The organism is Devosia sp. 63-57 (genome assembly GCF_001899045.1).
Lineage (GTDB): Bacteria > Pseudomonadota > Alphaproteobacteria > Rhizobiales > Devosiaceae > Devosia > Devosia equisanguinis.
Window position 1 is genome coordinate 372,406 of sequence record NZ_MKUY01000004.1, and the last position, 26,032, is coordinate 398,437.

Annotated in this window: 25 protein-coding genes; 11 read left to right on the forward strand and 14 right to left on the reverse strand. The window is 62.1% G+C overall.

Going from position 1 to position 26,032, the window contains the following annotated elements; all coding sequences use genetic code 11:
* Positions 1–245: 245 nt before the first annotated feature.
* Positions 246–1,550 (reverse strand): aspartate aminotransferase family protein, encoded by a 1,305-nt coding sequence (locus tag BGO80_RS06985; RefSeq protein WP_286720370.1) that lies wholly within the window; start codon positions 1,548–1,550, stop codon positions 246–248.
* A gap of 159 nt (positions 1,551–1,709) precedes the next feature.
* On the opposite strand from BGO80_RS06985, the gene BGO80_RS06990 reads away from it, so the two are divergent.
* Complete coding sequence (locus BGO80_RS06990) at positions 1,710–2,495, forward strand: IclR family transcriptional regulator (protein WP_286720373.1); 786 nt, start codon at positions 1,710–1,712, stop codon at positions 2,493–2,495.
* Positions 2,496–2,498: 3 nt separating this feature from the next.
* Here the strand turns inward: BGO80_RS06990 and BGO80_RS06995 are convergent, their stop codons facing one another.
* The 3 genes from BGO80_RS06995 to BGO80_RS07005 are packed head-to-tail and all read right to left on the reverse strand — an operon-like array spanning position 2,499 to position 4,676.
* Positions 2,499–2,900 (reverse strand): RidA family protein, encoded by a 402-nt coding sequence (locus BGO80_RS06995; protein WP_286720375.1) that lies wholly within the window; start codon positions 2,898–2,900, stop codon positions 2,499–2,501.
* Positions 2,901–2,913: 13 nt separating this feature from the next.
* Positions 2,914–3,909: a GntR family transcriptional regulator gene (locus BGO80_RS07000; RefSeq protein ID WP_286720377.1), complete on the reverse strand. Its 996-nt coding sequence runs from the start codon at positions 3,907–3,909 to the stop codon at positions 2,914–2,916.
* Positions 3,906–4,676, reverse strand: coding sequence for an SDR family NAD(P)-dependent oxidoreductase (locus BGO80_RS07005; RefSeq protein WP_286720379.1), 771 nt, complete (start codon positions 4,674–4,676; stop codon positions 3,906–3,908). Before BGO80_RS07005 ends, BGO80_RS07000 begins: the two co-directional genes overlap by 4 nt.
* A gap of 64 nt (positions 4,677–4,740) precedes the next feature.
* Between BGO80_RS07005 and BGO80_RS07010 the strand changes: the two genes are divergently transcribed.
* The 3 genes from BGO80_RS07010 to BGO80_RS07020 are packed head-to-tail and all read left to right on the forward strand — an operon-like array spanning position 4,741 to position 6,858.
* On the forward strand, positions 4,741–5,931 hold the full coding sequence (locus BGO80_RS07010) for an N-acetylglucosamine-6-phosphate deacetylase (RefSeq protein ID WP_286720382.1): 1,191 nt from the start codon (positions 4,741–4,743) through the stop codon (positions 5,929–5,931).
* Positions 5,915–6,376, forward strand: coding sequence for a hypothetical protein (locus BGO80_RS07015; RefSeq protein ID WP_286720384.1), 462 nt, complete (start codon positions 5,915–5,917; stop codon positions 6,374–6,376). Before BGO80_RS07010 ends, BGO80_RS07015 begins: the two co-directional genes overlap by 17 nt.
* Positions 6,373–6,858, forward strand: coding sequence for a hypothetical protein (locus BGO80_RS07020; protein WP_286720387.1), 486 nt, complete (start codon positions 6,373–6,375; stop codon positions 6,856–6,858). Before BGO80_RS07015 ends, BGO80_RS07020 begins: the two co-directional genes overlap by 4 nt.
* 2 nt (positions 6,859–6,860) lie before the next feature.
* On the opposite strand, the gene BGO80_RS07025 is transcribed toward BGO80_RS07020, so the two are convergent.
* The 3 genes from BGO80_RS07025 to BGO80_RS07035 are packed head-to-tail and all read right to left on the reverse strand — an operon-like array spanning position 6,861 to position 10,997.
* Positions 6,861–9,116, reverse strand: a complete 2,256-nt coding sequence (locus BGO80_RS07025) for an MFS transporter (protein WP_286720390.1) — start codon at positions 9,114–9,116, stop codon at positions 6,861–6,863.
* Between the two features lie 7 nt (positions 9,117–9,123).
* Positions 9,124–10,197 carry a sialidase family protein gene (locus tag BGO80_RS07030; RefSeq protein WP_286720393.1) on the reverse strand — a complete coding sequence of 358 codons (1,074 nt, stop codon included), beginning with the start codon at positions 10,195–10,197 and terminating at the stop codon, positions 9,124–9,126.
* Positions 10,198–10,205: 8 nt separating this feature from the next.
* The gene (locus tag BGO80_RS07035) at positions 10,206–10,997 is read right to left on the reverse strand and encodes a helix-turn-helix transcriptional regulator (protein WP_126148666.1); all 792 of its coding nucleotides are present in this window, start codon (positions 10,995–10,997) and stop codon (positions 10,206–10,208) included.
* A gap of 149 nt (positions 10,998–11,146) precedes the next feature.
* On the opposite strand from BGO80_RS07035, the gene BGO80_RS07040 reads away from it, so the two are divergent.
* Positions 11,147–11,923, forward strand: a complete 777-nt coding sequence (locus BGO80_RS07040) for a phytanoyl-CoA dioxygenase family protein (RefSeq protein WP_206437757.1) — start codon at positions 11,147–11,149, stop codon at positions 11,921–11,923.
* A 68-nt stretch (positions 11,924–11,991) separates the two neighbouring features.
* Here the strand turns inward: BGO80_RS07040 and BGO80_RS07045 are convergent, their stop codons facing one another.
* From BGO80_RS07045 to BGO80_RS07075, 7 genes are read right to left on the reverse strand one after another with little or no spacing between them, the layout of a single operon-like run.
* Positions 11,992–13,491 (reverse strand): M81 family metallopeptidase, encoded by a 1,500-nt coding sequence (locus tag BGO80_RS07045; protein ID WP_286720396.1) that lies wholly within the window; start codon positions 13,489–13,491, stop codon positions 11,992–11,994.
* Positions 13,492–13,506: 15 nt separating this feature from the next.
* Positions 13,507–14,787, reverse strand: coding sequence for an amino acid deaminase (locus tag BGO80_RS07050; RefSeq protein ID WP_286720398.1), 1,281 nt, complete (start codon positions 14,785–14,787; stop codon positions 13,507–13,509).
* A gap of 9 nt (positions 14,788–14,796) precedes the next feature.
* On the reverse strand, positions 14,797–15,609 hold the full coding sequence (locus BGO80_RS07055; RefSeq protein ID WP_286720400.1) for an HpcH/HpaI aldolase family protein: 813 nt from the start codon (positions 15,607–15,609) through the stop codon (positions 14,797–14,799).
* A 5-nt stretch (positions 15,610–15,614) separates the two neighbouring features.
* Positions 15,615–16,400, reverse strand: a complete 786-nt coding sequence (locus BGO80_RS07060) for an SDR family oxidoreductase (protein WP_286720402.1) — start codon at positions 16,398–16,400, stop codon at positions 15,615–15,617.
* Positions 16,401–16,403: 3 nt separating this feature from the next.
* Positions 16,404–17,363, reverse strand: coding sequence for a Gfo/Idh/MocA family oxidoreductase (locus BGO80_RS07065; RefSeq protein ID WP_206437758.1), 960 nt, complete (start codon positions 17,361–17,363; stop codon positions 16,404–16,406).
* 5 nt (positions 17,364–17,368) lie between these two features.
* Entirely contained in the window at positions 17,369–18,145 is a 777-nt protein-coding gene (locus BGO80_RS07070; RefSeq protein WP_286720405.1) for an SDR family NAD(P)-dependent oxidoreductase, read from the reverse strand.
* A gap of 8 nt (positions 18,146–18,153) precedes the next feature.
* Positions 18,154–19,161, reverse strand: coding sequence for a Gfo/Idh/MocA family protein (locus tag BGO80_RS07075; protein ID WP_286720407.1), 1,008 nt, complete (start codon positions 19,159–19,161; stop codon positions 18,154–18,156).
* A 218-nt stretch (positions 19,162–19,379) separates the two neighbouring features.
* Here BGO80_RS07075 and BGO80_RS07080 point away from each other — a divergent pair, with 218 nt between their 5' ends.
* The 6 genes from BGO80_RS07080 to BGO80_RS07105 all read left to right on the forward strand — a co-directional run bounded on the left by BGO80_RS07080 (position 19,380) and on the right by BGO80_RS07105 (position 26,016).
* On the forward strand, positions 19,380–20,240 hold the full coding sequence (locus BGO80_RS07080) for an FCD domain-containing protein (protein ID WP_126148673.1): 861 nt from the start codon (positions 19,380–19,382) through the stop codon (positions 20,238–20,240).
* 107 nt (positions 20,241–20,347) lie between these two features.
* A complete protein-coding gene (locus tag BGO80_RS07085; RefSeq protein ID WP_286720410.1) occupies positions 20,348–21,979 on the forward strand; it encodes an ABC transporter substrate-binding protein in 1,632 nt (543 codons plus the stop codon).
* Positions 21,980–22,060: 81 nt separating this feature from the next.
* A complete protein-coding gene (locus BGO80_RS07090) occupies positions 22,061–23,023 on the forward strand; it encodes an ABC transporter permease (RefSeq protein ID WP_286720412.1) in 963 nt (320 codons plus the stop codon).
* A gap of 3 nt (positions 23,024–23,026) precedes the next feature.
* On the forward strand, positions 23,027–23,968 hold the full coding sequence (locus tag BGO80_RS07095) for an ABC transporter permease (RefSeq protein ID WP_286720415.1): 942 nt from the start codon (positions 23,027–23,029) through the stop codon (positions 23,966–23,968).
* A 4-nt stretch (positions 23,969–23,972) separates the two neighbouring features.
* Positions 23,973–24,983, forward strand: a complete 1,011-nt coding sequence (locus BGO80_RS07100; protein ID WP_126148677.1) for an ABC transporter ATP-binding protein — start codon at positions 23,973–23,975, stop codon at positions 24,981–24,983.
* Positions 24,976–26,016, forward strand: coding sequence for an ABC transporter ATP-binding protein (locus tag BGO80_RS07105; protein WP_286720418.1), 1,041 nt, complete (start codon positions 24,976–24,978; stop codon positions 26,014–26,016). Before BGO80_RS07100 ends, BGO80_RS07105 begins: the two co-directional genes overlap by 8 nt.
* Positions 26,017–26,032: the final 16 nt, after the last annotated feature.

Below are 26,032 nucleotides of genomic sequence, written 5' to 3' on the forward strand. Positions count from 1 at the left end.
GGCGGGACTGTATGTCAGCCACAGCGGCGCGCTGGCGGTCAATCTCGGACTCTAGCTGCTGACGGGTGTCGTCGGTCCGGTCGGTCATAGCCTGCACGATGGGAATGAGGCGATCAGGAGCGAATATCTGCTCCTCCGCTGCCTTCATAGCTTCCACACCTAGACTACCTTGGTCTTCGTGGGGACGGTAGCGGCGTATGGTGCTGGGAGCCGGCGCGGGTGCATTGCGCCGGCTCGGCGGTGGGTCAGGCTGGCAGGGTCGGGGCCACTTCACGGGCGGCCACCCGAACGGCTTCTAGGGTCTTGTCTACGACATCGTCATTGTGCTCGGAGGAGACGAACCAGGCGCCACGTTCGAGGACACGGACGCCATGGCGGAGGAGGGCCTGGGCGAAGCGGGCATAGCCGGCCTTGTCGGCATGGGCGAGGTCGCGATAGTTGCGGGCCGGGGCGTCGAGGCCAAAGCCGATGTGGAACATCAGTTCGTAGCCGGTGACCTGGGCTTTGATGCCGGTTTCGGCAAAGATCGACTTGATGCCCTCGCGAAGGCGCGTGCCATAGACCGAGGTCCGTTCATAATGCTCAGGGGTAAGCGCCTGCTGGGTCGCGACCATGGCGGCCATGGGAACCGGCTGGGAGTTGAAGGTGCCGCCATGCAGCACGCCGCCAGTGGCAAACATGTCCATCAGGTCGGCGCGACCGACAATGGCGGCGACGGGAAAGCCGTTGGCGATGGCCTTGGCGAAGATCGAGAGATCGGGCGTGACGTTGAAGCGGCCCTGGGCGCCCTTCTGGCCCAGGCGGAAGCCGGTGATGACTTCGTCGAAGATCAGGATGGTGCCGTATTTGCGGCAGGCCGCCTGCACGCCTTCGAGATAGCCGGGCATGGGCGAAATGGCACCCTGATTGCACATGGCTGCTTCCATGAGGACAGCTGCGACGTCGCCGCGCGACAGGCGCGCCTCGACGGCGGCGAGATCGTTCCACTGCAGCACGTCGAGCCCTTCGGCATCCGCCATGCTCTGGCCCTTGCTGCCCTGAACGAGATTGGGGTCTTCGGCAGGGCCGGCATCGGCCAGGGAGGGGGCGGTCGACCACAGGATATTGTCGAACCAGCCGTGATAGTGGCCTTCGAATTTCACGATGGTGCGGCGGCCGGTGGCGGCGCGGGTGAGGCGCATGGCGGCCTGGGCGACTTCGGAGCCGGACGAGCCGAAGCGCAGGCGCTCGGCGCTGGGGATGCGTTCGCAGATGATGCGGGCGGCCTCGTATTCGACAGGCGACTGGCCGGCGAAGAGAATGCCCTTTTCGACCTGCTGCTTGACGGCTGCCTGCACGCCTGCGGGGCTATGGCCGAGGACCATGGCGCCCATGCCGCAATAATAGTCGATGATCTTGTTGCCATCGACGTCATAGAGATAGGCGCCTTCGCCATGGGTGAACACCAGGGGCCCGTGGCCCATGCCCAGGCGGAAATTGCTGTTCACGCCGCCGGCCACATAGCGAGACTCGGACGCGATGATGCGTGCGGACTCTTCAAATTTCAGCATGTGCTGCTCCTCGAATTCTGTGGGTGCAGGACACACCAGTGCGCGTCCGCGGTAAACGAGGTGCCGTTTCGCCAGACGGAATAGTTTGGGACGTGCTGCGCCGAGTTGACACCGCCATTGCCATGATCTCCAATCGCCACGAAGAGAGCGAGGGCGGCCATGGCGAAGGGTTCGGATCAGTATTCGGTTTTGCCGGTGGCAAAGGCGATGCAGGTCTTTGCCTATGTCGCAAGCCAGCCCCATGCGGCAACGCTGGCCGAGGTGGCGCAGGCCCTCGCTTTGCCCAAGACCACGGTGTTCCGCTATCTGCAGACGCTGTCGGCATCGGGCATGCTGGCGCATGACATCGAGCGGGATCGCTACGGGGTTGGCCAGCAGTTTCGCAGGCTGGCGCAGAAGGATGCGGTCTATCACAGCATCCGCAGCTCTGCCGAAGCCGAACTGGATCAGCTCGTCGACGGCTTTCGCCAGACCGTCAATCTGGGCGTGCTGGCCGACGATGAAGTGGTCTATGTCGATATTCGCGAGGCAACGCGCTCGCAGCGGTTCCAGGCGCGGATCGGCCATCGCCATCCGGTGCATTCGACATCGCTGGGCAAGGCTATCGCAGCCTTTCTGCCGGAGGAAACGGTCGAACGGCTTATTCGCCCCGAATTCGAACAGCGGACGTTCCGGACGCTGACCGATCCGCGGACTTTTCGGCGGCAGGTGGTGGAGACGCGCAGACGCGGCTTTGCGATGGAAACGGGCGAGAACGAGGACGGGGTCACCTGCATCGGCGTGCCCATCCTCGACGAGCACGGTTTCGCCATTGCGGCCATGAGCCTCTCGGCGCCGGAAAACCGCATGCGGGTGCTGGCCGACCGGGCCGCCGAAGCGCTGCAGGATGCGGCGCGCCGGATTACCCAAGCATTGCCGCCGACCACGCCAACAGGTTTGAGCTAGTCCTCAGCCGATCCGTTCTGCCTGCTGGCGGGTGGCCCTGGCATAGGCGACGCAGTCGAGCTCGAATTTCAGCTTGGTGCCGAGCACGCCGACAATCGTGCTGCGGCTGGGACGGGGCTCGCTGAAATATTCGGGGTAGATCTGGTTGTAGAGGGCGAGGTCGGCTTCGTCGGCGACGTAGGATTTGACGTTGACCACGTGGTCGAGGCTGAGGCCGCCGGCTTCGAGGATTGCGCGCAGGTTCTCGATGGAACGGCGCATTTCGCCTTCAAAGGTGTCGGTGATGATGGCGCCGCTGGCGCTGTCGACCGAGGCCTGGCCGGAGACGAACATCAGGTCACCGGCGATGAAGGCGGGGCTGAACGGCAGGTGCGAGCGCGCACCGCTATCGACGAGCTTGAGCATGAAAAGGTCCTGATCAGTAGACGAAATGGGCCGGGAAGGTGTGAACGCCGCCTGTGCCGGGGCGATCATCGAGGTTCTGATAGATGGTCGGCAGCACGGTCTTGAGCCATGCGCCGCTTTCGACGACGAAGCCGGGACGGTGGGAATCGAGGCCATAGGGGTAGATGCGCACGGGCTTGGCCAGTGCCTCGGCCAAGCGGGCATGCCAGCGGTGGTGCATGTAGCCGCAGATGAGGTCCGGCTGGAATTCGGCGATGGTGGCCTCGAGCGGCGCGATATCGGCTGTCGGGTCTTCCTGGTTCACTTCGGTGACGCGCAGGATCTGGACCGCCTCGCTGGCGGCACAGGCAGCCTTGAATTTCTTGAGGCGCGTGGCCTGTTCGAGCGAGAGGTGCACCGTATCGAGATAGAGCACCCGATTGGGCCTGTTGCCGAGCCGGTCGAACATTTCCTTGAAGGCCGGGCCATAATCGAGGCCATAGCTGTGAACGCCGGGCAGGTCGAGCGTGGCGTCGAGGACGCTGATCTGGCTCGTGGTCTGGCCGAGGGAGGAAATGTCGGTTTCGTCGGTGATGCCGGCAAGCACTACCATGTCGAGGCGATCCCAGAAGGTCACAGGCATTTTCTCGTGGGTAAAACTGCCCATGACGAATTCATGGCCATCCGAAACAATGCCGCGTTCGAGCGCGATGACGAGGCGGGTATAGAACTCGTTGTTGAAGATGCCGCCGCCGACGATGTTGCGATTGTAGAAGAAGCCGACGCGGTGATGGGCTTCGGCCCAAGGCGCCTTTTCGAGGAAGGAGCCGCGCCCGACCTGGCGGCGAATGACCCCTTCGGCTTCCAGATCCTTGAGCGTCTTGATGACGGTGATCAGGGAGAAATCGCAGAATTTGGTGATCTCGTTCTGTGACTCGATCTTGTCACCCGCCTTGAGACCTGCGGTTTTCCAACGGCGGAACAAGAGGTCCCGCAACTGCAGGTGGCGCGGTGTCAGTTCAACATTCACGGCTCGGCACCCCAGGACAGTTGGTTGGCAAGAATCCCGCCATCGATGAACAACATCTGTCCTGTAATATAACGCGCCTCATCGGAAGCAAGAAAGACCGCGGCTCCACCGATATCTTCGGGCTCGGCGATACGGCCGAGTGGAATCTGACGCGCAAGGGATTTTCTCAAATCCTCGGAGCCGAGGGCAGCGGCGGTGAGAGGTGTGCGCACCAGGCCGGGGCCGAGACCGTTGACGCGGATGCCGCGGCTGGCGAGGGTCACCGCGAGGGACTTTACCAGCATGAGGACCGCGCCTTTGGAGGTGTCATAGGCGACGCTGTCGCGTTCGGCGGCCATGGAATTGGTGGAGCCAACGCAAATGATGCTGGCGCCGGCCTGGCCCTCTGCCACGCGATTGGCGAAGGCCTGGCTCGCGAAGAGATAGGCGCGCACATTGAGCGCGAAGGTGCGCTCGAAAATGTCTTCGGTGAGCTGGCCAAAAGGGGCGTCGAGGAAAGTGCCGGCATTGTTGACCAGTGTGTCGAGCCTGCCCCAGTGTGCGTAGGCCTCGTCCACCAGCCGTTCGGCCCCGCCGGGCCTTGCCAGATCGGTTTGCACGAAGTGCACATCGGTGAGGGCGGAAAGTTCGCCGATGGCACGCTCCGCATGGTCGTCGCGGATATGCGAATTGAGGACCACGCGATAGTCGTCAGCGGCAAAAGCCCTGGCAATTCCGAGGCCTATCCCATGCGTGGAGCCGGTAATGCAGACGGTGCGGCGATCCATATTTACACCCGAAACGAAGTGAGTTAACTCATTAGCATAATAACATGGTAATAGAGGTTACCCAATGGGTGTCAAGCAGAAGTGGGCAGGCGGTCTCGTCGTGACGCCGGCGGGGATTCTGCGCCATGACCTGCTGGTGGAAGATGGCCGGATTGTTGGGCTGGTCGCACCGGAAATGACGACCGGGGCAGACTGGCAGGTGCATGATGCGAGCGGGAAACTGCTGTTTCCGGGTATGATCGACCTGCTGCAGCACGGCTTCGACATAAACCTTTATGCCGATGCGACGCCGGATGGGGTGGCAGATTCTGCGGCCAAGCTGCCGGCGCGCGGGGTAACGGCGTTCTTGCCCTCGATCGGTTGCCAGCCGCCCGGTCAATTCTCTTCGGTGCTGTCGCGGTTGTCCGAGGCTTGTGGCCGTGCCGAGGGGGCGCGGGCGCTCGGTATTCACAGCGAAGGGCCGTGCTTCAATTCGCCGGGCGCGCATAATCCGCAGAACCTTCAGCTGCCGTCGGTCGAACTGGCGGAGATGATGCTCGACAAGGCCGAAGGGCGGCTGGCCGCGGTGACCATTGCGCCGGAATTGCCGGGCGCGGAGCCGTTCATCCGCCGGATGAAGGCGGCGGGAGTATCGATCCATTTCGGCCATAGCCAGGCGGCGCCAGACGATGTCTCGCGCTATGTGGGCTGGGGCATCGACGCGGTGACGCATATGTATGACGTCATGCGGACCATCCCGCCGGACAATTCGGGGGTGCACGTGTTTTCGCTGCCCGATGCGCTGCTGGCCGAGCGCCATCTGGCGCTGGGCGTTGTCGCCGATGGCATTCATGCCCATCCCAAACTTCTGCGTATCCTGGCGCAATTGCCGGTGGATCGGGTGTTTCTCGAAACGGACTCGATGAAATATGCGGGCCTGCCGGGAACGGAATTCGAGTTCTATCCCGGCTATTTCGTGACCAGCGCGCCCGGCCAGGCGGTACGCGATCGCAATGGGGGGCTGTGCGGTTCATCTTTGACCTCGGACGAGGCCATGCGAAACTATGTGTCGATGGCCGGCGCCGACCTGGTGCAGGCGGCGCATGCGGCGAGCCTGGTGCCGGCGCGGGTTGTCGGGCGAGAGGCAGATATGGGCAGTATCGAAGCCGGCAAACTGGCCGATTTCGTGCTGCTCGATGCTGCGGATCTATCGGTTGTGGAGACCATTGTCGGTGGCAAATCGTATTTTAAGCGCGACCATGCAAAAGCAGCCTGAAACACCCCTGCGCTATCAGGAAGAGGGCAATGTTCACCTCGATTTCCATGGGGCGGTGAACACGACCATCGACTTCATCGTCGAGCGCTATGGCGTCGAGGTGCTGCACGAGATTTTTGCCAAGGTCGGCAAGGATGTCTATGTCGACCTGCGGCGGCATATGCTGGACGGCCATCCCGAGGAGATGGTGCGGCACTGGCGGTATTTCTTTACCCGCGAAAATGCCGACTATGACATTGCGGTCAGCGAGGACGAGATCGTGCTCACCGTGCGCCGCTGCACGGCCTGGCACCATGTCGCGAAGATTTCGCCATCGGTTTCGCCGCATTTCTGCGATCAGACAACCAAGGTGAACGAGGCGATCGCCGAGGGCACGGCCTATCGGATTGATACCGAGATTACCGGGCCGGGGGCGTGCCGGCAGATCATCCGGAGGCGCGCATGATCCCGAGCGACCATTTCACCCGCTTCTACAACGAGGTGTTCAAATTCCTCGAGAGCAAGGGGCAGGAAGATCTCGACCTCTACTGGCTCGAAATCAGCAAGAACCAGGAAAAACACATTCTCGAGCTGATCCAGACCAAGGGTCTGCAGGGCATGTATGAATACTGGTCGGTGATCGAGGAAGAGGAAAATTGCGAGCTCGACCTTATGGTCGATGACGAGCATCTCGAACTGCACATGCATGGTTGTCCGAGCCTGGCCAAGGTGATGGACAATGATGCTGCGCCAATGACACGCTATTGCGACCATTGCGCTGGCTGGATCGGTCCGATCATGGACAAGACTGGCTATCACCTCGTCTATGACGTGATCAGCCGCAGCGAGCCCCGTTGCGTCATGCGCATCTTCAAGGATGCGGACAAGGCGAAAGAGGCGGAGAAGTCGGTGCAGCTTTTGATGGGCTGGCCGGGCAAGAAGGACTGAACTCAGTCCTTTGCTGGCCGTAGGACGTGGCGTGCTGCCACGGCGAGCAGCACCGTGAGGGCCGGGTGGGCCTCGGTGATGTCTCGGGTGCCATCGATGAGTTCGACGACGGGCCATGCGTCGCCATGAGGCGATGCGGCGATGAGTGCGCGCATGGCATGCAGGGCGGCGAAGCTTTCGGCCGTCGGGCCGGTGCCGAGACCGGCGGCGGACTGGACCAGCGCAGCCCGGATGCTTTCCGTGCGCTTGTCCCTGGCGTCGAGCGCCTTGGCGAGGCGGCTCAGCAGAGCTGGCAGGCAGTAGCCAGGCATGCGCTGTTCGCGCCGCCAGTTGCGGGCGAACTGCTCTTCGATACCGAGGATTTTGGAGATGGCCAGCAGCACGACCTTGCTGCGGGGTTCGCTGATTGGGTTGTCGTCCCGGGCCTGGTCGACATAGATGGCGACGAGAGCGGGCACGCTTTGCCGGTCGCCGAACTTGCCGAGGGCAGAGGCGGCGGCGAGGCGGCAATCGATATCGGCGTCTTCGAGGAGCATCTTTCGGATCGCGGGCAGGTAGTCTTCTGCCCGAATGTCGCCCAGCGAACGGGCAGCGCGCGAGCGCAGGAGGCGATTGCCGTCATCGAGGAAGCGGGCGATTTTGCCGGCACTGGCGCGCGAGCGGAGCTGGCCGAGGGAGTCGAGCGCGGCATATTGCAGTTCGATCAGGCCGTCATAGGTGAGAATGCCCTCAAGCGCCTGGATGGCCTTGGGCGTGGGCGGCAGGCGGCCGAGCGCGCGGATGGCCTCGTGGCGCACATCGAAGCTGGGATCGGACAGGGCGGAGATCAGTTCGTCCTTGGCCAGGGTGCTGCCGGAGCCGCCAAAGCTATAGGCGAGATCGCGGCGGCGCTGCTCGGAGGTGAAGCTGGAAAAGCGCTGGATGCCCCAGAGGGCGCGCAGGGGATTGCCGGTCGAAAATTGTCCAAGGAAATCCCGGACGCCGGTGGCGCCTTCCTCCTTGAGGAGAGCGAACACCGCGGCGGAGCTGGCGGTCACCAAGGCAGCGACGAGGAAGAGCGCTTCGTAGCCGCCGATGTCGGCGGGGCCGATGCTTGTGCCATTGTGCTCAAAATATTGCACCAGAATGCCGGCGAGCACGGTGAGGCCGCCGCCAAAGATGCCGTCGCTGGAATAGGCGAGCGCCATATAGCTCTCGCGCTCGGTGGGCGGCACATAATTGAGCATATAGACGCTCCCGCCCACCATGGCGCCCTGCACGAGGAAGCCGAACAGGAAGAAGACGAGGCCAGCGAGCAGTTCGACGCCGGGAATGCCATCGTGGAGGAAGGGGAGGGCAAGCAGCATGACGACCTGCAGGGTCTGCAGGGTGATGCGGATGGCCCGGGTGCCGTGGCGGTCGATAAACCAGCCGGCGGCATAGCTGCCAGCGGCCGAGCCGACGGGGATGAGCGCTGCCATGAGCACGATCTGGCCGCTCGATATGCCCAGGCGCTCACGGAAAAAGAGCAGCAGGAAGATGTTGAGCGCCGAAAAGACGAGATACTGGCTGCCGGAGGAATAGAGGAAGGCGAGGAAATTGCGATCGCGCAACGGTACGCGGAGCTGACGGAATCCTTCGAGACTGCTGCCCGCTGACTTGCGCGGGCCGCCGCCTCCGAGCCCGAAGAGGAAGAGGCCGCCAGCAATGCCGATGACAATGCCTATGGCAAAGACGGGATAGAAGCGCTCGATGCCATCCCGCCCGTCGAGCCAGAGCTGGATGAGGAAGGAGCCGATCAGCGCCGTGGGCAGATAGGCCAGTGCGTTCTTGCCGCTGACCTGACCGCGCACAAGACGGGGGATGATCTCCTGCGACCAGGGGACCACGGCAGCCTCGGACAGGGTGCGGCAGATGGCGAAGCAGATGATGGCACCGAAGATCAGCGCGAACGCGACGTTGGGCGTGGCGATGAAGAGAGGTGCAATGAAAAGCGGCAGCAGGAAGAGATAGCGGGCAATGAGCGCAAGGGCGGCAACACGCTTGGTGCCAAAATGCAGGATGACCGGCAAGGCGGCGATGCCGAGGACCTGAAAGAAAGGCAGGATGCCGCCGATAAGGCCGATGCGATCCTTGTCGATGCCCAGTTCTGCCGAAAACAGCACTAGCGGCGCGCCGACGGTGCAGAGCACCGCAGTGCCTGTGAGTACCGAATAGCCGTAGTAGAACGGCATTTTTCTCAGCTTGGCATAGTCGGTCAGTTCTGGTGTCGTCGACACGATTGCCTCACAGCCGGATGCGGAAAGTTTTGATGACGTGCTGGCCGTGTTCGACCTGCCAGCAGCAGGCGAGGTATTCGTCACGGCCCAGCGCCAGAAGGCTCGGTTGGCCGAAGCGCAGGTTGGCGAAAGGGTCGGCCTCCCCCGTTCCTTGTCCCAGTCTCTCGTCGGCGAAAAGCGGCAGCGTGTCCAGCACGTCGACACGGTCGTGGTGAAGGCGGGAGCGGTAGATATTGAGGCCGACCGGGGACTCGCGGTGGGCGTGGATGCTGAGCATTTCGCCCTGGCCGAGCGCCAGACCGTTGGAGGCCTGGGCATGGATGCCGGTGTCGAGGATGCGGAAGGTTTCGCCACCATCGTCGGAAAGGGCCAGGCGATTTGTCAGGTTGTGGCCAGCGGCGATGTCAAAGGCCCAGAAGAGGACGCCGATACGCTCGCCGCCGAAATCGATCAGGCGACTTTCCCAAGGGGCGATGATGCTGGGTTCGGCGCGGAAGAAAATGGATTTCTTCTGCCAGGTTTTGCCATTGTCGACGCTGGAGATCAGCCAGCCTTCGTGATTGTCGGGGCCGAGATGGAATGGGGCGCCCGAGCCAAGCAATTCGCCGGAGGCGCGTTGAACGATGGGGCCTGAGAGTTCGAGGCCGGCATCTTCGACGATGAAGCGCTCCGGCGCGGTCCACGTGTGGCCGCCGTCGTGAGAGCGGGACAGCTTGTTGTGAAGGAGCAGGAGTTCGTTGGTCTTGGGATCGACAATGGGTGTCAGCGACGTGGGGCGGAGGAAGACATAACCGGTGGCAAGCAGGGTGCCGTCCGCGAGGGCGGCCGGCTTGAAGGTTTCGGATTCTTCGGGGGTGAAGGCGCGGGTGTGAAGCGGGCTGGGCGCGCTCCAGGTCCGGCCATTGTCGGTGCTCCTGCTGACATGCGCGCGCATGTCGGCAGCGTCGAAGGCCTGGCCGATGGAGAAGAGCGCGACGATATCGCCACTGGCAAGGCGAGCAAGGCCTGGGAAGGCGGCCTGGCGGCTGACGAGAAGCGGGTCGGGGTTGGCATAGAGTATGCCCGTCTCAAGGAGCTGCATTGGGGCTCTCAGGCAAAGGGATTGGAGCGGTGGCGGAATTCGCCGGGGGTGCAGCCACGGCTGCGATGAAAGGCGGCGATGAAGGTCTCGGCGTGGCCATAGCCGACGAGGCGGGCGATTTCGCCCAGCGTGTAGCGGGTGGTCGAAAGCAGGTCCTCGGCACGGCGTAGGCGCATTTCGCGCAGGTGGCTGCCGGCAGAGGTGTGGTATTGGCGGCGATGTCGGGCGCGCAGAGCGCTTTCATGGACGCCCATTACCGCGGCGACGTCGCTGAGGGTGCGCATCTTGTGGAGTGACTTTGTTGCCTGCCCCCAGGCCATGTCGAGGCCGTCATCGCTGGGTGCAGGCTCGTTGTACGTGGCGGCTGGGTGATCGAAACAATCGAGTATCGCGAGGAGGAGCCGATGGCGGCGTTGCAGGTCCACCGTCGTGGTCGTGTTGGCGAGATCGAGGCTCAGGCGCAGCATGGATTGGACGTGCATGGCTTCGCCGGGGCGGGGCAGGAGATAGCCGGGATCGCTGGTTTGCGCGCTGGCCATGGTGAAGTGGCAGATCGAGGCGGTTGCGAAGCCGCCTATGGTGGTGCCGGAGAAAGGTGTGTTCGGCAGGATCAGTATTCCGCCGGGGGCGCTGAGCGTGACGCTGTCGTCGCCATTGACGCTGAGGCGGACGCTGCCTTCGTGAATCCACAGAAGGTCATGAAACTCCCACTGCGCCGGGCCGATGGGCATACGGCGGTCGAAGCGACCGAGACGGTGCTCGCGCAGAATGATGCCAGCTGGGTCCAGGCTTTGTGTCATGTCGGCACAGCAGCATGAAGTGGCGGACGCTGCCACTGCCGTGTGGTGTGCGCAATCGGATTTCCTAATCGCCTGCCGTACTGCTCAACAGACGGATGGCAAAGCTTGGGCTCTGATGGTGGCAGAGGGAACCCACAAGGAGACAGCCGATGTCCGCTGTAATGCAGGACCCGCTCATCAGCCTCAAGAGCGATTTCGACCGGGATGGCTTCATCGCCATCAAGCCGCTTTTCGATGCCAGCAAGATGGCGGAGATCAATCGCGAGTTCGACCGCTATGTCGAAAGCTGCGTGCCCGGGATGAAAGACACCGAGGTGTTCTACGAAGAGAAGGGCGCCAAGGGCACGCTCAAGCAGATGCAGAACATGCAGCACTATGATGCGTATTTTCGCGACCTGCTCGAGACCGACACGATCCGAGATCTGGCCGAGACCATGCTGGGGGAAAAGGCCCGGGCGGTGAACCTTGAATATTTCAACAAGCCCGCCGGCATCGGCAAGCCGACCCCGCCGCATCAGGATGGGTACTACTTCCATTTCAACCCGCCGGCGGCCGTGACCGGCTGGCTCGCGCTGGAACGGGTCGACCCGGAGAATGGCTGCATCCACTATGTGCGCGGGTCGCACAAGATCGATGGCTACCGCCCGCATGGGCGATCGGAAATCCTTGGCTTTTCGCAGGGCATTACCGATTTCGGCACGCCGGACGACACGGCCAATACGGTGGCTTTTCCGGGCGATGCGGGCACCTTTCTGATGCACCACTCCAAGACTATCCACTGGGCCGGGCCGAATACCTCGCCGACGCGGGCAAGGCGGGCGCTCGGCTTTGTCTATTTCGGCGAGAGCGCCAAGGTGGATGAAGCGGCGCGGGCGGCCTACCAGGCCAAGCTCCAGGCCGACCTGCGGGCGGCCGGCAAGATCTGAACGGCATCGGCGGAGCCTTGAAGGGCTCCGCCACCAATCTTGCCGATCTTGCGGGGCGCTGGTCATGGTCAGCTCAGGGAAATGACCTTGCCGCGGAGCTTGGTGAAGGGCAGGCGGCGCAGGTCGCTGGTACAGAGGCCGGGGCTGTCGACATAAAAGCTGGCCCGCTGGATCGCGTCATAGGCGGCGCGATGGGAAACGGCGGCCTTGATCACGACATAGGTGGCGTCTTCGGGGCGGAGGCCCTGCGAATGGTATTGGCCGAGATCCATGGGGGCGGTCTTGCGCTCCGAGAGCAGGATTTTCGCCTGGTCATTGGCGATGACGGCGCAGCGGCCCATGCGGATGGTTGTGCCACCCATCGACGCCAGGTGCGATTTTGGGTTTTCGAGCTGGAAGACGCCGTCGCTGAGATGCTCGACGGTGCCGGTGAAAGCGATGGGCGCGCCGTGGTGCTGGTCGGTCTTGCCGCCGATCATCAGGGATAGTGTCGCGCCCTTTCCGGCTGCAAAGCACGCCGCGACCGCTTCGCGATCGGCGAGCGCCGCGAGGATGTTCGTGCGGCCGGTGTCGAGAAGGGGACCGAGGAGGCCCGTCGCGTCGCCCGGCGTGCCGCCCCCAATATTATCGGCGGGTTCGATGAGAAGGATCGGGCCATTGCCCGGTGGCAGCGCGTCGGCCTTTTTGAGGGCGGTGGCAAGATCGTCTTCGTGCGGATAACCGGCTTCGATATTGGCTTCAAGCACGCCGACCAATGCGTCGAGATGTTTTTCTGCGTTGGCGAGCGGGCCCCTGGTAACGAGATTGAGGCTGAAGCCGCAATCGGGAATGTCGGAATAGGCATAGCCGGCCATGACGTTGATGGTGAGGATATTGGGATCGCTGGCTTCAATGGCGCGGGCAGCGGCGAGGACGCTCTTCATCGGCTCACTGGCGGAGCCGACGCCTACGGGTGAGATCACGTATTTGGTCGAACGGTGCAGCGCCCGGATGTTGGGTTCGCCGAAAGCGCGGTCCAGCAGTTCGGCGGCTGCTACGGAGGCTTCATAGGCGTCCGTATGCGGGTTTTCGCGATAGGCGCGAAGGACCGTCGCGTTTTCGACCATGACTTGCGAAATATTGCCGTGCAGGTCGAGAACGGCGCCGATCGGCAGGTCGCCGCGACCAGCGGCTTTCAGACGGTCGCGAATGGTCTTGATGACGAGGCCTTCAACGTCATCCGAGCCTTCGCTGACCATGGCGCCGTGCAGGACGAGGAAAATGCCGTCGATCTCGTGGATGTGCCGATCGAGCCCGGCGAGGAAATGCCTAAAGAACAGCTCCACCACATCGTCGGTGACCTTGCCGGCGGGCTGGGCGGCCAGCTGAATGGTAGGCAGAATGCGCCAACTCGCCTTTTCGGCATAGTCGATGAAGCCGGCGCTCGGAGAGCCATTGTCCCGGTTCTGGTCCAGGGCCGCCTGACCGATGCGGATGCCGCCATCCTCGAACTGGGCCATGCCGGTCTTGTCGGCGAGGAAAGTGTGGGTCTCGTGATAGAGGCCGCCGAAAAGCACGGTCTTGGACATGACGCTGTTCCGAGATCAGAAGAAGGTGAGGACGCCGTCGATGACCGTGTAGTCATCGTCGACCACGGGCAGGAAGCGCCATTTGTCGAAGGCGGTGCAGGGATGCGAGACGCCGGAGGCAACGAGATCGCCCACCTGCCAATCGGTGTCAGCGCCAAGGCGGACATAGGCGTGCTGGTCATTGGTGGCGAAGATTGTGGCCTCGCCGACGGGCAAGAAGCCGGTGCCGGGACGGTAGCGCTTGAACGGGACGGGAAGGCCGGCATCATAGGGCACGTCGCGCTTGCCCATGGAGAGGAAGGCGAGGCCGGGTTCGGGCATGGACTGGACATAGGCCCAGGCTTCTAGCGCCGGCTGCAGATCGGATTTCCACGAGCGGCGCGGATCGGACTTCGCCTCGTCCTGGGCCTTCTTGTAGGCGCCGGAATCATTGGTGATGTAACAGCCCGAGCGCAGCAGCACGCGGACAGGTAGGGGCAGGTCGAGCGTCGAAAAGCGGTCGGCGACGATGTCGAAATAGGAGGAGCCGCCGCCCGAGAGGATGAATTCGTCGAGGCCGGCATAGAGGCTTTTCGGTAGGGCACGGGCGATGTCCACAATGGCTTGGGCGAAGGGTTCGATCAGCATCGGGTTCTTGTCGATGCCGGGGACGACGCCTTCGAAGGTGGCGATGCCGGCGAAGCGGACAAGGCTCTGGTCCGATGAAGCGAGTTTGTCGGCCAGAGACAGGGCCTCGGCCTCGGTGCGAAGACCGGTGCGGCCGCCCTTGGCGCCGATTTCCAAGAGGACCTTTATCGGCCGCTTTGGCGCCAGCACCTGGAGATGGACCAGCATGTTGTCGAGTTGGGCGGCGGAATCAAGGAAGCAGGAGAACTCGAATTCCGGGTCGGCATCGATCAAGGCGGCAATGCCTGCCAGATGCGCCTTGCCGATGAGCTGATTGCCCAGGATGATGCGCTTGACGCCATAGTGGTGCATGACCTGCACCTGCTGGACGGTCGCCGCTGTCATGCCCCAAGCGCCGCTCGTTAGTTGCTCGGCAAAGATTTGCGGGCTCATGGTGGTCTTGCCATGGGGCGCCAGCGACAGGTTGTGGCTCGTCAGATATTGCCCAAAGACGCTGGCATTGTGGTTGAGCGCGCTGCGTTTGAGCAGCATGAGCGGCATGGGCAGGTCTTCGCGGAGGACGTTCCAACCTTTGCCGGCAATGTCCTGCATCGCGAAGGGTTCGGCGGTGGCCGGGATGCCTTTGGTGCGGCCGTCGAGCAGGGTTTTCTGCAGCGCGTCGAGGAGCATGTTTCCGTCCTAGATCGCGTCGAACGCAGAAAGGACATCGTCGGCATAGGTGGCGAGGGCCACCACGTCGGCGCCAACGCTGAGCAGGTTGTAGCCCATCGAGACATAGTCCTTCACATTAGCCTTGCCGGCGACGGTGGCGGCGATCTTGCCGTGCTTGCGGGCGACTTCGGCGACGCGCTCGCGCACCTTGATGATCTCGGGCGCCTGGATCTGGCCGGGAATGCCGAGACGGACGGAATAGTCGCCGGGACCGAAGAAGAGGGCGTCGACGCCGTCGATTTCGGCAATGGCTTCGATCTCCTCAAGCGCCTCGGGGTCTTCGATCTGGTGGCAGACAAAGCGTTCCTTGTTGGCGGTTTCGAGATAATCGAGGAAGCCGACGCGGGTGAACATGCCGTCATTGTTGCCACCATCGACGGCACGGCGGCCCAGCGGGGCGAACTTGGTCATGTCGCGCACGGCGCGGGCATCGGCTGCGCCCATGACGTGCGGGACGATGAGCCCGGTGGCATCAGCTTCGAGGGGGCGCACATAGTCCGAATAGCTGCCGCGAGCAACGCGCACGAGGCTGTCGACATCGTAGATCTTTGCCGCGCGGATCTGGTGCTCGATGGCCTCTATGCTGGCCGATGTGTGCTCCTGGCAGAGCCAGAGGGCATCGGGCTGGGCCTGGGCAAAAATCTCCGCAACCTTTGCGTCAAAGGTATTGAGCTTGAGCACCTTGGCGACACCGCCGGCGGCGATAGTGCGCAGGACGCGGCTCCTGCGCATGCGGTGCTGGGTGGCTGGGGTGGCGGAATAAAGCTGCTTTTCGGTCATGGCTGTTACTTTGCGGTATAGCCACCATCGACCGGGATATTGGTGCCGGTGATGTAGGCGGATGCATCGGAAGCGAGGAAGACGATGACACCCATGAGATCGGTGTCATTGGCCATGCGGCCGAGCTGGGTGCGATCGGAATAGTTCTGCACGAAGGGCGCGGGCTGGTTGGAGAAGAGCCCGCCGGGCGAGAGGCAGTTCACCCGGACATTGTCCTTGCCCAGAATGCTGGCGGCCCAGCGGGTGAAGTTGATCATGCCGCCCTTTTCGTAGAAATAGATGGGCGAGGGATTGGGGTTCATGTCGGTGCCGGCATAATTGCCCATTTCGACCCCAACCATGCCCATCATCGAGCCGATATTGATGATTGAGCCAGACTTGTTGGCGGCCATGGACTTGCCGAACAACGAGGTGATCTTGAAGAGCGCGGAGGCATTGACTCGAAGGCTCCGGTCATAGGCTTCTAGATCGTGGTCCCAGCCATCGGTGGCCGAGCGGGTGACGGCATTGTTGACCAGCACGTCGCAGCGGCCGCTGCGCTCAAAGATAGTCTTGTGCAGGGCCTCGATGGAGGCGTCGGAGTCGAGGTCGAGTGAGAGGGCCGTGACGTCATTGCCGGCTGCGCGCTCTTCGGCGGCGACGGCTTCGAGCTTGGTCTGGTCGCGCGCGGCCAGATAGGTCGTGGCGCCGGCCCCCGCGAGCGCAGCGACGATCTGGCGGCCATAAAGACCCGCGCCGCCGGTGCAGAGGGCGACCTTGCCCTTGAGCGAAAAACTATCGAGTACACCCATGGGTCAGGCTCCGAAGCTGGAAAGCAGGATTTCAGCGCCGCCGGCCTCGCGGCTTTCGATACCGGCGATGACGAGCTGCATCAATTCACGCGTCTGGGCGAAAGGCACGGGCGGCACGCCGGTGCGCAGAAAGCCGACATAGCTTTCGAGCTGGGTCTTGAAGGCGGTGTAGGTGTCCTGACTGCGCAGGGTCACGCCGCCTTCGGTGCCGGCAAGGGTAATGAAACCAGAGCCGCCGATCTGGTCCGCCGTGACGGTGATGACGATGTCGATGCCCTTGGAGTGCTTCAGGTGCACGACATTGCGCTCATAGGTGCCGGTATTGCGGACGGAGACGAAGCCGGGGCCGGTGATCGGATAGATCGATTCCAGCGCGTGGATGCCATAGGTCTCCCATTTCTTGGCCATGGTGGCAAAGACGGTGCGCAGCGGGCCGAATTCGTGGGTGGCGCCGTGATAGGGCGCAAATTCCTTGGCAAAGCGCATGCCGGAGGACGAGATGATCGGCTTGCCTTCAGCGATCCAGGTCGAGAAGGTTTCGAGGTCAGCGCGGTTGTCGCAAAGCGGCTTGTCGACAAAGACGGGCAGCCCGGCTTCGACGAAGGGGCGGGCGCGCTCGACATGCTCAAAGCCCTTGTCGGTGGCGATGACGACGGCATCGACCTGGCCGATGACATCTTCGGCGCGGGTGACGACATTGGCGATCTTGGCGACCGCGGCCACTTGCGACGCTTCGGCAGGGTTGTCGGTCCAGACATGGGTGACTTCGACGCCGGGAATGCCCAGCGTCTCGGGCGGCTGCTTGCCGATATAGTTGATGATCGCAGGATAGGGGCAGGTCTTTAGCGCTTCGGCATCATAACGGCCGTTGATGATCATCGACCAGGAATAGGGATGGCCATTGCCTTCGACCATGCCGAGCATGGCGAGACGGATGGTGCGGTCGGCAAAGGGAAAGGTCATGGTTCTCACCAGGCGGTCCAGCCGCCATCTACGCCCAGCACCTGGCCGGTAATGTAGGAGGCGGCATCGGAAACGAGGAAGACTGCGGCGCCGGCTGTTTCATGCTGGCGGCCGATGCGGCCCAGCATGGTCTCGGCTTCGAGATTGGCGATGAAATCGGGATGGGACTGCTGAACCGCCGCATGCGGGAAGGGGCCGGGAAAGACTGCGTTGAAGCGGATAGTCTTCCGCCCGTAATGCCCGGCCATGTAACGGACCATCTGGTTGAGCCCGGCTTTGCCGACACCATATTCGATGGCGTTTGGGGTCATCTTGCCGGGATAGTTTTTCGGGTCGGGCGAAACGACGCCATACATGGAGGAATAGAGTACCACAGCGCCGCCGGATGGCATTTTGTCGGCCGCGGCGCGGGCGAGAAGGAAGGTGCCGGTCAGGTTGACGCGGTTGGCGAGATCGAACGTTTCGGCGTCGAGGTCATCGAAGGCCTTGCCGGAATTGAAGGCGGTGGCGGCGATGAGGCCCGAGAGATTGCCGAAGGCCATGGTGGCGCCATCGATGCAGGCGAGTATCGAGGCTTCGTCGGCCATGTCGAGGGGCAGGGTGGCGACGCCGCCCGTCCCGGGTGCCGCGGCGATGGTGGCGCGTGCGATTTCGAGACGCTCGATGTCGCGGTCGGCGATGATGACATTGGCGCCCTGTGCCTTGAGCAGCAGGCAGACGGGAGTGCCGAGATATCCGGCGCCGCCAGTGACGAGCACACTGCGGCCATCAAGAGAAAACATGTTCGGCCTCAGTCGTTGATCGAGACAATGACGCGGTCTTGCCAGGATTTCTTGGCGGCAAGAGCGATCTGGAGGTTCTGGCGGGCTTCGCCAAGCGTTGCGAGATGGCAGGGTTTGCCGTCCAGCGCGTCGAGCATGGCATTGGCCTGGAGGGTGAAGCGGGCCTGATGGGCCTCGGTTGGCACCAGCCCATCCATATAGTCGTGGCGATCTTTCCAGTGGCCACTGTCGTCGTCGGCAAAGCTGAGGACGGAGTGTTCGAGGAAGAGATTGCCTTCCGTACCGATGAAGGAGGCCTGACTTATATTGGGTTTCTGGAACTGGTTGATGGTCACATTGGCCATGGCGCCGTTCGCAAAACAGATGTTCACGAGGCAGGTGTCCTCGGTGTCCGTGCCTTCCAGAACCAGCCGATCATACATGGCGCCAACGGCAACGGGCCGGCCCATGAGCCAGACCAGCATATCGAAAGTGTGGCTGGCGGCATCGAGAATGGCGCCACCGCCCATCTCCGGGCGGGCATAGTAGGTGCGCTGGAAGTCGGGGCGGTATTTTGGAAATTCCTGCGAGGAATTGACGTAGGCGAGCTTTAGCGCCCCGATTTTTCCGTCATGGATCTGTTGGCGGACCGCCAGCACTTCGGGAGCGATGCGGCGGATATAGCCCACCCTTGCCAGGATCCCGGCTTTTTCGACAGCCTCGAGCGCCGCATCGACACCTTCCATGGTCACGGCGAGCGGCTTTTCGACCATGAAGGCGAGCTTTGCCGCAGCACATTTGAGCATGAGCGGGACATGCAGGTGCGCAGGGGCACAGATGACGGCAAGATCGAAGGACGAGAGGTCGGCCTCATCGAGATCGGCATAGCTGCCCGCAAGAGCGAACATCGCCTCGGCCTCCGCACGTCTTTCTGCATGAGGCTCGACAATGGAGAGGCTGGCGCGCCCCGTTGCCGCATAGCCGCGCAGGTGCCGACGGCCGATGCCGCCGCTCCCGATAATCAGAACCCTCTTCATCCCGTCCCCGTCCCTCAACCAAGCGCAATGATGAATGCCGCTTGACACCTCGAAAAACTATGTTGTTATGTTAATGAGATAGCTTAAGGTGTCAATAACGGTTTTCGGGGCCAAACAAGGGCGTTGGGCTCCGAAGGTCAAGAAAGATAGAATAATCTTTCGCATTGAGCGCTGAATAGGCAATTTTGCGAAACAGATTTTCAGGAGATCCGCCGATTATGTCGAAATCAGCCTCTCCTGAAGCGCTAAAAACCAGTTCTTTCAGTGTCCTTAGTCAGTTTGGTCGACCAAAAATGGAAAATTTGACACCAAATTCTGGATCGTGGTTGCGTGTAGTGCGCGATCAAGAGGAGGACACGGTGGCTTTGGGGGCGGCGGAGATCGCCAGCATGCTGGCGGAGGAAGTGCATGGCGGAATTCTGGGTGCGGGGGCGATGCTCCCATCCGAACGCGATCTTTGCGATCGCTTCGGGGTTGGCCGGACGACGATCCGGGAGGCGGTGAAGCGGCTCGAGGCCATGCGGCTGGTGGAACTGCGCAAGGGATATCGGCCTCGGGTCGCCTATCCAACACTGACGCAGCTTCTGGGCAGCATTTCTGCGGCGTCCCAGCTGTTTTTCCGCGGCACCGAGGGCGGCGCGCATATGGAACAGGCCCGGCTCTTTCTCGAGACGGGTCTTGCACGCTATGCCGCGCAATCGGCAACGGCGGCGCAGATCGGCAAGATGGTCGCCGCCATCGAGCGGGGAGACAAAGCCCTCGACGACCTCCCGGCTTTCCGCATCGCCGATGTCGAATTTCATCGGGCGCTGGCCGAGGTGCCGGGCAATCCGATCTTCGTGGCGCTGCACGATGCGTTCGTGGGCGGGCTGATGATGTCGCGGCCGGGGCCGAAGGATGTCGTGAGCCACAATCGGCGCAGCAATGACGAACACAAGGGCGTGGTCCAGGCCATCATCGCGCATGACGCGGAGGCCGCCGTGACCATCCTCACCAAACACCTGACGCGTAATTACGCGATCTACGTCAATCACGTGCTGACCCCACTCGAGGACAGCAATCAGAGCCCGGAGGTTTGAGCCAGAACGACTGACTACACGCGGTGTGGAGACCGCAACCGTCCGGCGTCACCGAGTGGGGATTCGGCCCGGACCCATTGAACAAGTTTCATAACAGGGGAACGCAGATGCAATTCAAGAAGCTCATCGCCGTCGGCCTTGCCGCGCTGATGTCGACCACCGCGATCGGTGCCGCCTTGGCCCAGCCGATCAATGAAAACCCATTGTCCGACCCGCGCGTGCGCAAGGCGATCGCCTATGCCATCGACATGGACACCATCATCGAGACCATCTTCGAAGGTCAGGCGGTTCGCGCCGTCGGCATGCTGCCCGATGGCCCGAACAAGCCCACCGACCTCATCCGCTACGACTACGACCCGGACAAGGCGCGTGCGCTGTTGGCCGAAGCAGGCTGGGATTCGAGCCGCGAGCTCGACATGGTCTATTACTATACCGACCAGGCCACTGCTGACCTGATGGCCGCGCTCCAGGCCTATCTCGCCGATGTCGGCATCACCATGAACTATCGCCTCGTCGAAGGCGATGTCGCTTCACAGATTTCCGTGGTCCCGGATGATCCGGTGAACGGACCGTCCAAGGTGACCTGGGACATGCTCTACGGCGCCCGCGCCGCGCTGGCATTGCAGGAATATTTCAACCGCTACGCCTATGGCCTCAAGCCGATGATCCCGAACATTCCGAGGATGAACGAGCTCGTCGCCAAGGTGAACGGCACGACCGATCCCGAGGTGCAGCGCGAGGGCTACTTCGAGATGGAACACATCATCAATGAGAATGTGTACCAGATCCCGCTCTACTACCAACAGCTCTACACCTATGAGAGCGACCGCCTGCACCGCAACGACGCACCTTATGGCAACGAGCAGTACAACTATAACTGGGGCGTCGAGAACTGGACGATCGATCCCGATGCCTCGGGCAAGGCTGTGCTCTATACCAATGCCGGCCCGGCGCAGTTTTTCGAAGTGCCATGGCAGAACCTGGGTATCTGGGTGGCCAACAAGTTCGCCTTCGACACCGTGCTCGAAGCCGATGGCGCGCTGACCCCGATCGGCGGCGAAATGGCCGATAGCTATGAGATCAGCGAAGATGGCCTGACCTTCAGCTTCACCCTCAAGGATGGGCTGACCTGGCATGACGGCGAGCCGATCACGGCAGCGGATGTCGTGTGGTCGATCGGTGCCGCAGCCAAGTTCCCCGTCACCCATCCGGTGGTCAAGACCACCTTGAACAAGATCGAGGGCGCCGATGCCTTCATCAAGGGCGAGGCGGATTCGCTGGCCGGTGTCTCGGCAGAGGGCAACACGGTCACCATCAAGTTCAGCACGATCGATCCCAATGTGCTGCTGACCTTCAGCCAGTTCGCCCCGCTTCCGGCCAAGTATTTCGAGGGTGTCGACCCGGTGACGCTGCAGCAGGCGCCGTTCTGGCAGAAGCCAATCGGTTCGGGCCCGTTCAAGATCGATGAAGTGGTGATGAACGACTACACCACGCTGGTCCCCTTCGAGAGCTACCACAAGGGCGCGCCGAAGATCGAACAGATCATCGCCCGTCCCTCGAGCGATAATGACGGTAACCTCTTGGTCAATGCCCAGGCCCGCAAGGCGGACTTCGGCTATACAAAGGCGGCAGGCGACGTGCCGGGTCTCGAAGCCCTCGACTACATGCATGTCCACCCGATCGACATTCCCTATACCCGCATGCTCTGGATCAACCAGTTCCCGCATCCGACGAACTGACCCCAACTGCGGGGGCATTGGCAGCACTGCCGATGCTCCCGCGGCTCTTTTCCATTTATCGACGGGGATTGGCCAGACACCATGCTGACCTACATCATCAGGCGCGTCCTGATCCTGATCCCGATGGCTTTTGTCATCTGCTTCCTGGTCTATCTGGGACTTGAACTCACGCCGGGAGACGCCGTCTCCCACATGATCAATCCCGATGCCGCGGGCAGCATGAATCCGGCCCAGCTCGAAGCCCTGCGTCAATCGCTGGGGCTTGGGCAGCCGTTTCATGTGCGGTTCTGGGCGTGGTTCACCAATCTCTTGCAGGGCAATTTCGGCTACTCGATGAGTGGCGGAGTGCCCATTTCCAACATCATCGCAACGCGCCTTCCGGCGACACTGGAACTGGCTGCCGTGGCGCTGGTCTTTTCCACCGTCGTCGGCAGTCTTCTGGGCGTCGTCAGCGCCCTCAAGCGCGGCAGCAAGACCGATAGCGCGCTGACGGTGGTCGGCATGCTGGGCGTGTCGATCCCCGAATTCTTCTTCGGCCTCGTCGCCATTTCCATTTTTGCGCTGAACCTGGGGTGGTTTCCGGTCGGTGGGCGTTCCATGCCCGGCTATGTGACGCTTTGGGACCGGCTGCCGCATATGGTGATGCCGGCCATGGTGCTCTCGATCATGCTCACGGCGGGCGTCATGCGCTATGCACGCTCGTCCATGCTCGATGCCTTGAGCCGCGATTTCATCAAGACTGCCCGCTCCAAGGGGCTGCCGGAATGGCGGGTCAACCTGCTGCATGGGTTTCGCGTGGCGCTGACCCCGGTCGTGGTTTTGATCGGCTTCCGCCTGCCAGTGCTGATCGGTGGGTCGGTGATCATCGAGCAGGTCTTTCAGTGGCCGGGTATCGGCAATGAGTTCATCTCCGCCGTCCGTTCGCAGGACTATCCGGTGGTGATGACCATCGCACTGCTCTCGGTCATGGCGGTGCTCATTGCCAGCCTCATCGTCGATATTCTGACCGCGGTGATCGATCCGCGCGTGCGGCTGGGAGAATAGTTCATGTCAGGCCCCAACTATCCGAACACCCGCCGCCGCACCCGGCTCGACGCGCAGTTCGACCGCATTCGTTCCCGTGAAGAAGCAGGTCTGGCCAAGTCCGGTGGCGGTTCGCGCGCCGTCAAGAAATTCCTCAACAACCGCCTGGCACTCTTCGGCCTTATCGTCTTTGCCATCATTATCCTGGCTTCGGTCTTCGCGCCGCTGTTGACCCCCTACGATCCCAACAAGATCGATTTGCGTGGCATGTTGCAGGCGCCGAGTTGGGAGCACTGGTTCGGTACGGACCGGACGGGGCGCGATCTCTTTGCCCGTGTGCTCTATGGCGGCCGGATTTCCATTCTGGTGGGCCTTGGCAGCGCCATTCTGGCTGCGATCATCGGCGTGCTGATCGGCGTCTATACCGGCTATGTCGGCGGGTGGCTCGATGCGCTTGCCATGCGCGTCTCGGAAATCTTCATGTCGTTTCCGCAGATCATCCTTGTGCTCATGCTGGTCTCGATCATGGGCCAGTCGCTGGTCAACCTGATGCTGATTTTCACGCTGACCGGCTGGGGCGGCATCTACCGCATGGCCCGAGCGCGGATGCTGAGCCTGCGCGAGGAAGAATATGTTCTGGCGCTGCGCAGTTTCGGGCTCAGCCGGCCGCTGATCGCCTACAAGCACATGCTGCCCAATGCCCTTGGGCCGATCATGGTCAATATCACGCTCTCGACTGCGGCCTTTATTCTTCAGGAAGCGGGGTTGAGCTTCCTCGGGCTTGGCGTGCCGCTTTCCATTCCCACCTGGGGCAACATTCTCAACGTGGCGCAGGATATTCGCGTGCTGCAGAACAATTGGTGGATCTGGCTGCCGGTGGGCACGGTGATCTCGCTCTTCGTCCTCAGCGTCAATTTCATCGGCGATGGTTTGCGCGATGCGACCGATCCGAGCCAGCAGGGGTGAGGCGATGAGCACCACACAAGACATCGCCATCAGCGTGCGCGATCTCAAGACGTTCTTCTATACGAACAACCGCTGCAACAAGGCGCTCAACGGCGTGTCCTTCGATATCAAGAAGGGCAAGACGCTATGCATCGTGGGGGAGAGCGGCTGCGGGAAATCCGTGACCGCCGCCTCGATCATGCAACTCCTGCCGACGCTGTCGCGGATCGAGCAGGGCGAGATCATCTATCACGCTGACCGCGGCGATATTCCGCTCCACGCGCTCGAAAAGAATGGGCGGCACATGCGGCGCATTCGCGGGGCCGAGATCGCCATGATCTTCCAGGACCCGATGACGGCGCTGAACCCGGTCTATTCGGTGGGTTTCCAGATCAAGGAAAGCCTCAAATATCATATGAGGATGGTGGGCCGAGCGGCGCATGACAAAGCGATCTCGCTACTTAAGGAAATGGGCATCGCCCTGCCGGAAAAGCGGGTCAACGACTTTCCGCACCGCTATTCGGGCGGCATGCGGCAGCGCGCCATGATCGCCATGGCCATGGCCTGCAACCCAAAGGTGCTGATTGCCGACGAGCCGACGACGGCGCTCGACGTGACCATCCAGGCGCAGATCTTTGAGCTGATGGACAAGCTCAAACGCGAACACGGCACCGGCATCATGCTGATCACCCATGATATGGGCGTCGTGGCCGAACTCGCTGACGATGTGGCCGTGATGTATATGGGCAATATCGTCGAGGCCGGGACGGTGGACGAGGTTCTGCGTCAGCCGACCCATCCTTATACCAAGGCGCTGCTCGCCTCGGTGCCGGTGCTCGGCAAGGGCAAGAACCAGGACATCAAGGCCATTCGCGGCTCGACGCCCGATCCACTCAACCGCCCCAAGGGCTGCCAGTTTGCCGACCGCTGCGATTTCGCGGTGGCGCAGTGTCAGACCATGCCCGAGGAAACCCATATCACGCCGACCCATCGGGTCATGTGCTGGCGCTACAAGGAGCTGGTCCCCAATGGCTGAGAACAAGGACGTTATCCTGCGCCTGCGCGGGGTGAAGGCGCATTTTCCGGTCAAGGCAGGCGTGTTCAAACGAACGGTGGGCCATGTACGGGCTGTCGACGGCGTCGATATCGACGTCTATCGCGGGGAAGTGCTGGGGCTCGTAGGCGAGAGTGGCTGTGGCAAGACCACGCTGGGCAAAACCATTTTACAGCTGGTGCGCTCGACCGAAGGTGAGATCGTCTATCGCTCGCCTGACAATGAAGAGGCCGATCTCAGCAAGCTCGACAATGACGGTTTGGTGCCGTTCCGCAAACGCCTGCAGATCGTGTTTCAGGACCCCCATTCCTCGCTCAATCCTGCTTTTACGATTTTCGGATCGCTGGAAGATCCGCTGAAGAAGTATGGCGTTAAATCAAGGGAAGAGCGCCGGAAAATCATCGGTGATCTGCTCGAAGCGGTGAACATGCGGCGCGAATATATGGATCGCTATCCGCATGAATTTTCCGGCGGGCAGCGGCAGCGCATCGGCATTGCCCGGGCGCTGAGCATCGATCCCGAACTGATCGTCTGCGACGAGGCGGTATCGGCGCTCGACGTGTCGATCCAGGCGCAGGTTCTGCAACTGCTGATGAAGCTCAAGGACGAGCGTAAGCTGACCTATATCTTCATCACCCATGACCTCTCGGTCACCGAATATATCTGTGACCGGGTGGCGGTGATGTATCTGGGCAAGGTGGTGGAGCTGTGCCGCTCCGAGGACCTGTTTGCCAAGAATCTCCACCCCTATACCGAAGCCCTGCTCTCGGCCATTCCGGTGGCTGACCTCGACAAGAAATCTGAGCGCATCGTGTTGCAGGGAGACGTGCCCAGCCCGGTCAATCCGCCCTCGGGCTGTCCGTTTCATCCGCGCTGCCGCTACGCCAAGGACGTTTGCAAGTCCGTGGTGCCGCCGCTCAAGCGCTATCACACTGCCGGGCACGAGCATTTTGCCGCCTGCCACCTCATCGACTTGCCGGAAGCGACGGAAGAGCCCGCCGCTCTTTCGGCCTGACCTTTCAACCCGGAGA

Bases quoted from the DNA above. Each gene is read 5' to 3' on its own strand.
- BGO80_RS07080 (WP_126148673.1), top strand. From the start codon at position 19,380: ATGTCGAAATCAGCCTCTCCTGAAGCGCTAAAAACCAGTTCTTTCAGT.
- BGO80_RS07040 (WP_206437757.1), top strand. From the start codon at position 11,147: ATGTCCGCTGTAATGCAGGACCCGCTCATCAGCCTCAAGAGCGATTTC.
- BGO80_RS07070 (WP_286720405.1), bottom strand. From the start codon at position 18,145: ATGTTTTCTCTTGATGGCCGCAGTGTGCTCGTCACTGGCGGCGCCGGA.
- BGO80_RS06985 (WP_286720370.1), bottom strand. From the start codon at position 1,550: ATGCTGAAATTTGAAGAGTCCGCACGCATCATCGCGTCCGAGTCTCGC.
- BGO80_RS07010 (WP_286720382.1), top strand. From the start codon at position 4,741: ATGGGTGTCAAGCAGAAGTGGGCAGGCGGTCTCGTCGTGACGCCGGCG.
- BGO80_RS07060 (WP_286720402.1), bottom strand. From the start codon at position 16,400: ATGGGTGTACTCGATAGTTTTTCGCTCAAGGGCAAGGTCGCCCTCTGC.
- BGO80_RS07045 (WP_286720396.1), bottom strand. From the start codon at position 13,491: ATGTCCAAGACCGTGCTTTTCGGCGGCCTCTATCACGAGACCCACACT.
- BGO80_RS07105 (WP_286720418.1), top strand. From the start codon at position 24,976: ATGGCTGAGAACAAGGACGTTATCCTGCGCCTGCGCGGGGTGAAGGCG.
- BGO80_RS07005 (WP_286720379.1), bottom strand. From the start codon at position 4,676: ATGGATCGCCGCACCGTCTGCATTACCGGCTCCACGCATGGGATAGGC.
- BGO80_RS07085 (WP_286720410.1), top strand. From the start codon at position 20,348: ATGCAATTCAAGAAGCTCATCGCCGTCGGCCTTGCCGCGCTGATGTCG.
- BGO80_RS07090 (WP_286720412.1), top strand. From the start codon at position 22,061: ATGCTGACCTACATCATCAGGCGCGTCCTGATCCTGATCCCGATGGCT.
- BGO80_RS07020 (WP_286720387.1), top strand. From the start codon at position 6,373: ATGATCCCGAGCGACCATTTCACCCGCTTCTACAACGAGGTGTTCAAA.
- BGO80_RS07015 (WP_286720384.1), top strand. From the start codon at position 5,915: ATGCAAAAGCAGCCTGAAACACCCCTGCGCTATCAGGAAGAGGGCAAT.
- BGO80_RS07050 (WP_286720398.1), bottom strand. From the start codon at position 14,787: ATGCTCCTCGACGCGCTGCAGAAAACCCTGCTCGACGGCCGCACCAAA.
- BGO80_RS07100 (WP_126148677.1), top strand. From the start codon at position 23,973: ATGAGCACCACACAAGACATCGCCATCAGCGTGCGCGATCTCAAGACG.
- BGO80_RS07065 (WP_206437758.1), bottom strand. From the start codon at position 17,363: ATGACCTTTCCCTTTGCCGACCGCACCATCCGTCTCGCCATGCTCGGC.
- BGO80_RS07095 (WP_286720415.1), top strand. From the start codon at position 23,027: ATGTCAGGCCCCAACTATCCGAACACCCGCCGCCGCACCCGGCTCGAC.
- BGO80_RS07035 (WP_126148666.1), bottom strand. From the start codon at position 10,997: ATGACACAAAGCCTGGACCCAGCTGGCATCATTCTGCGCGAGCACCGT.
- BGO80_RS06990 (WP_286720373.1), top strand. From the start codon at position 1,710: ATGGCGAAGGGTTCGGATCAGTATTCGGTTTTGCCGGTGGCAAAGGCG.
- BGO80_RS07075 (WP_286720407.1), bottom strand. From the start codon at position 19,161: ATGAAGAGGGTTCTGATTATCGGGAGCGGCGGCATCGGCCGTCGGCAC.
- BGO80_RS07055 (WP_286720400.1), bottom strand. From the start codon at position 15,609: ATGACCGAAAAGCAGCTTTATTCCGCCACCCCAGCCACCCAGCACCGC.
- BGO80_RS06995 (WP_286720375.1), bottom strand. From the start codon at position 2,900: ATGCTCAAGCTCGTCGATAGCGGTGCGCGCTCGCACCTGCCGTTCAGC.
- BGO80_RS07030 (WP_286720393.1), bottom strand. From the start codon at position 10,197: ATGCAGCTCCTTGAGACGGGCATACTCTATGCCAACCCCGACCCGCTT.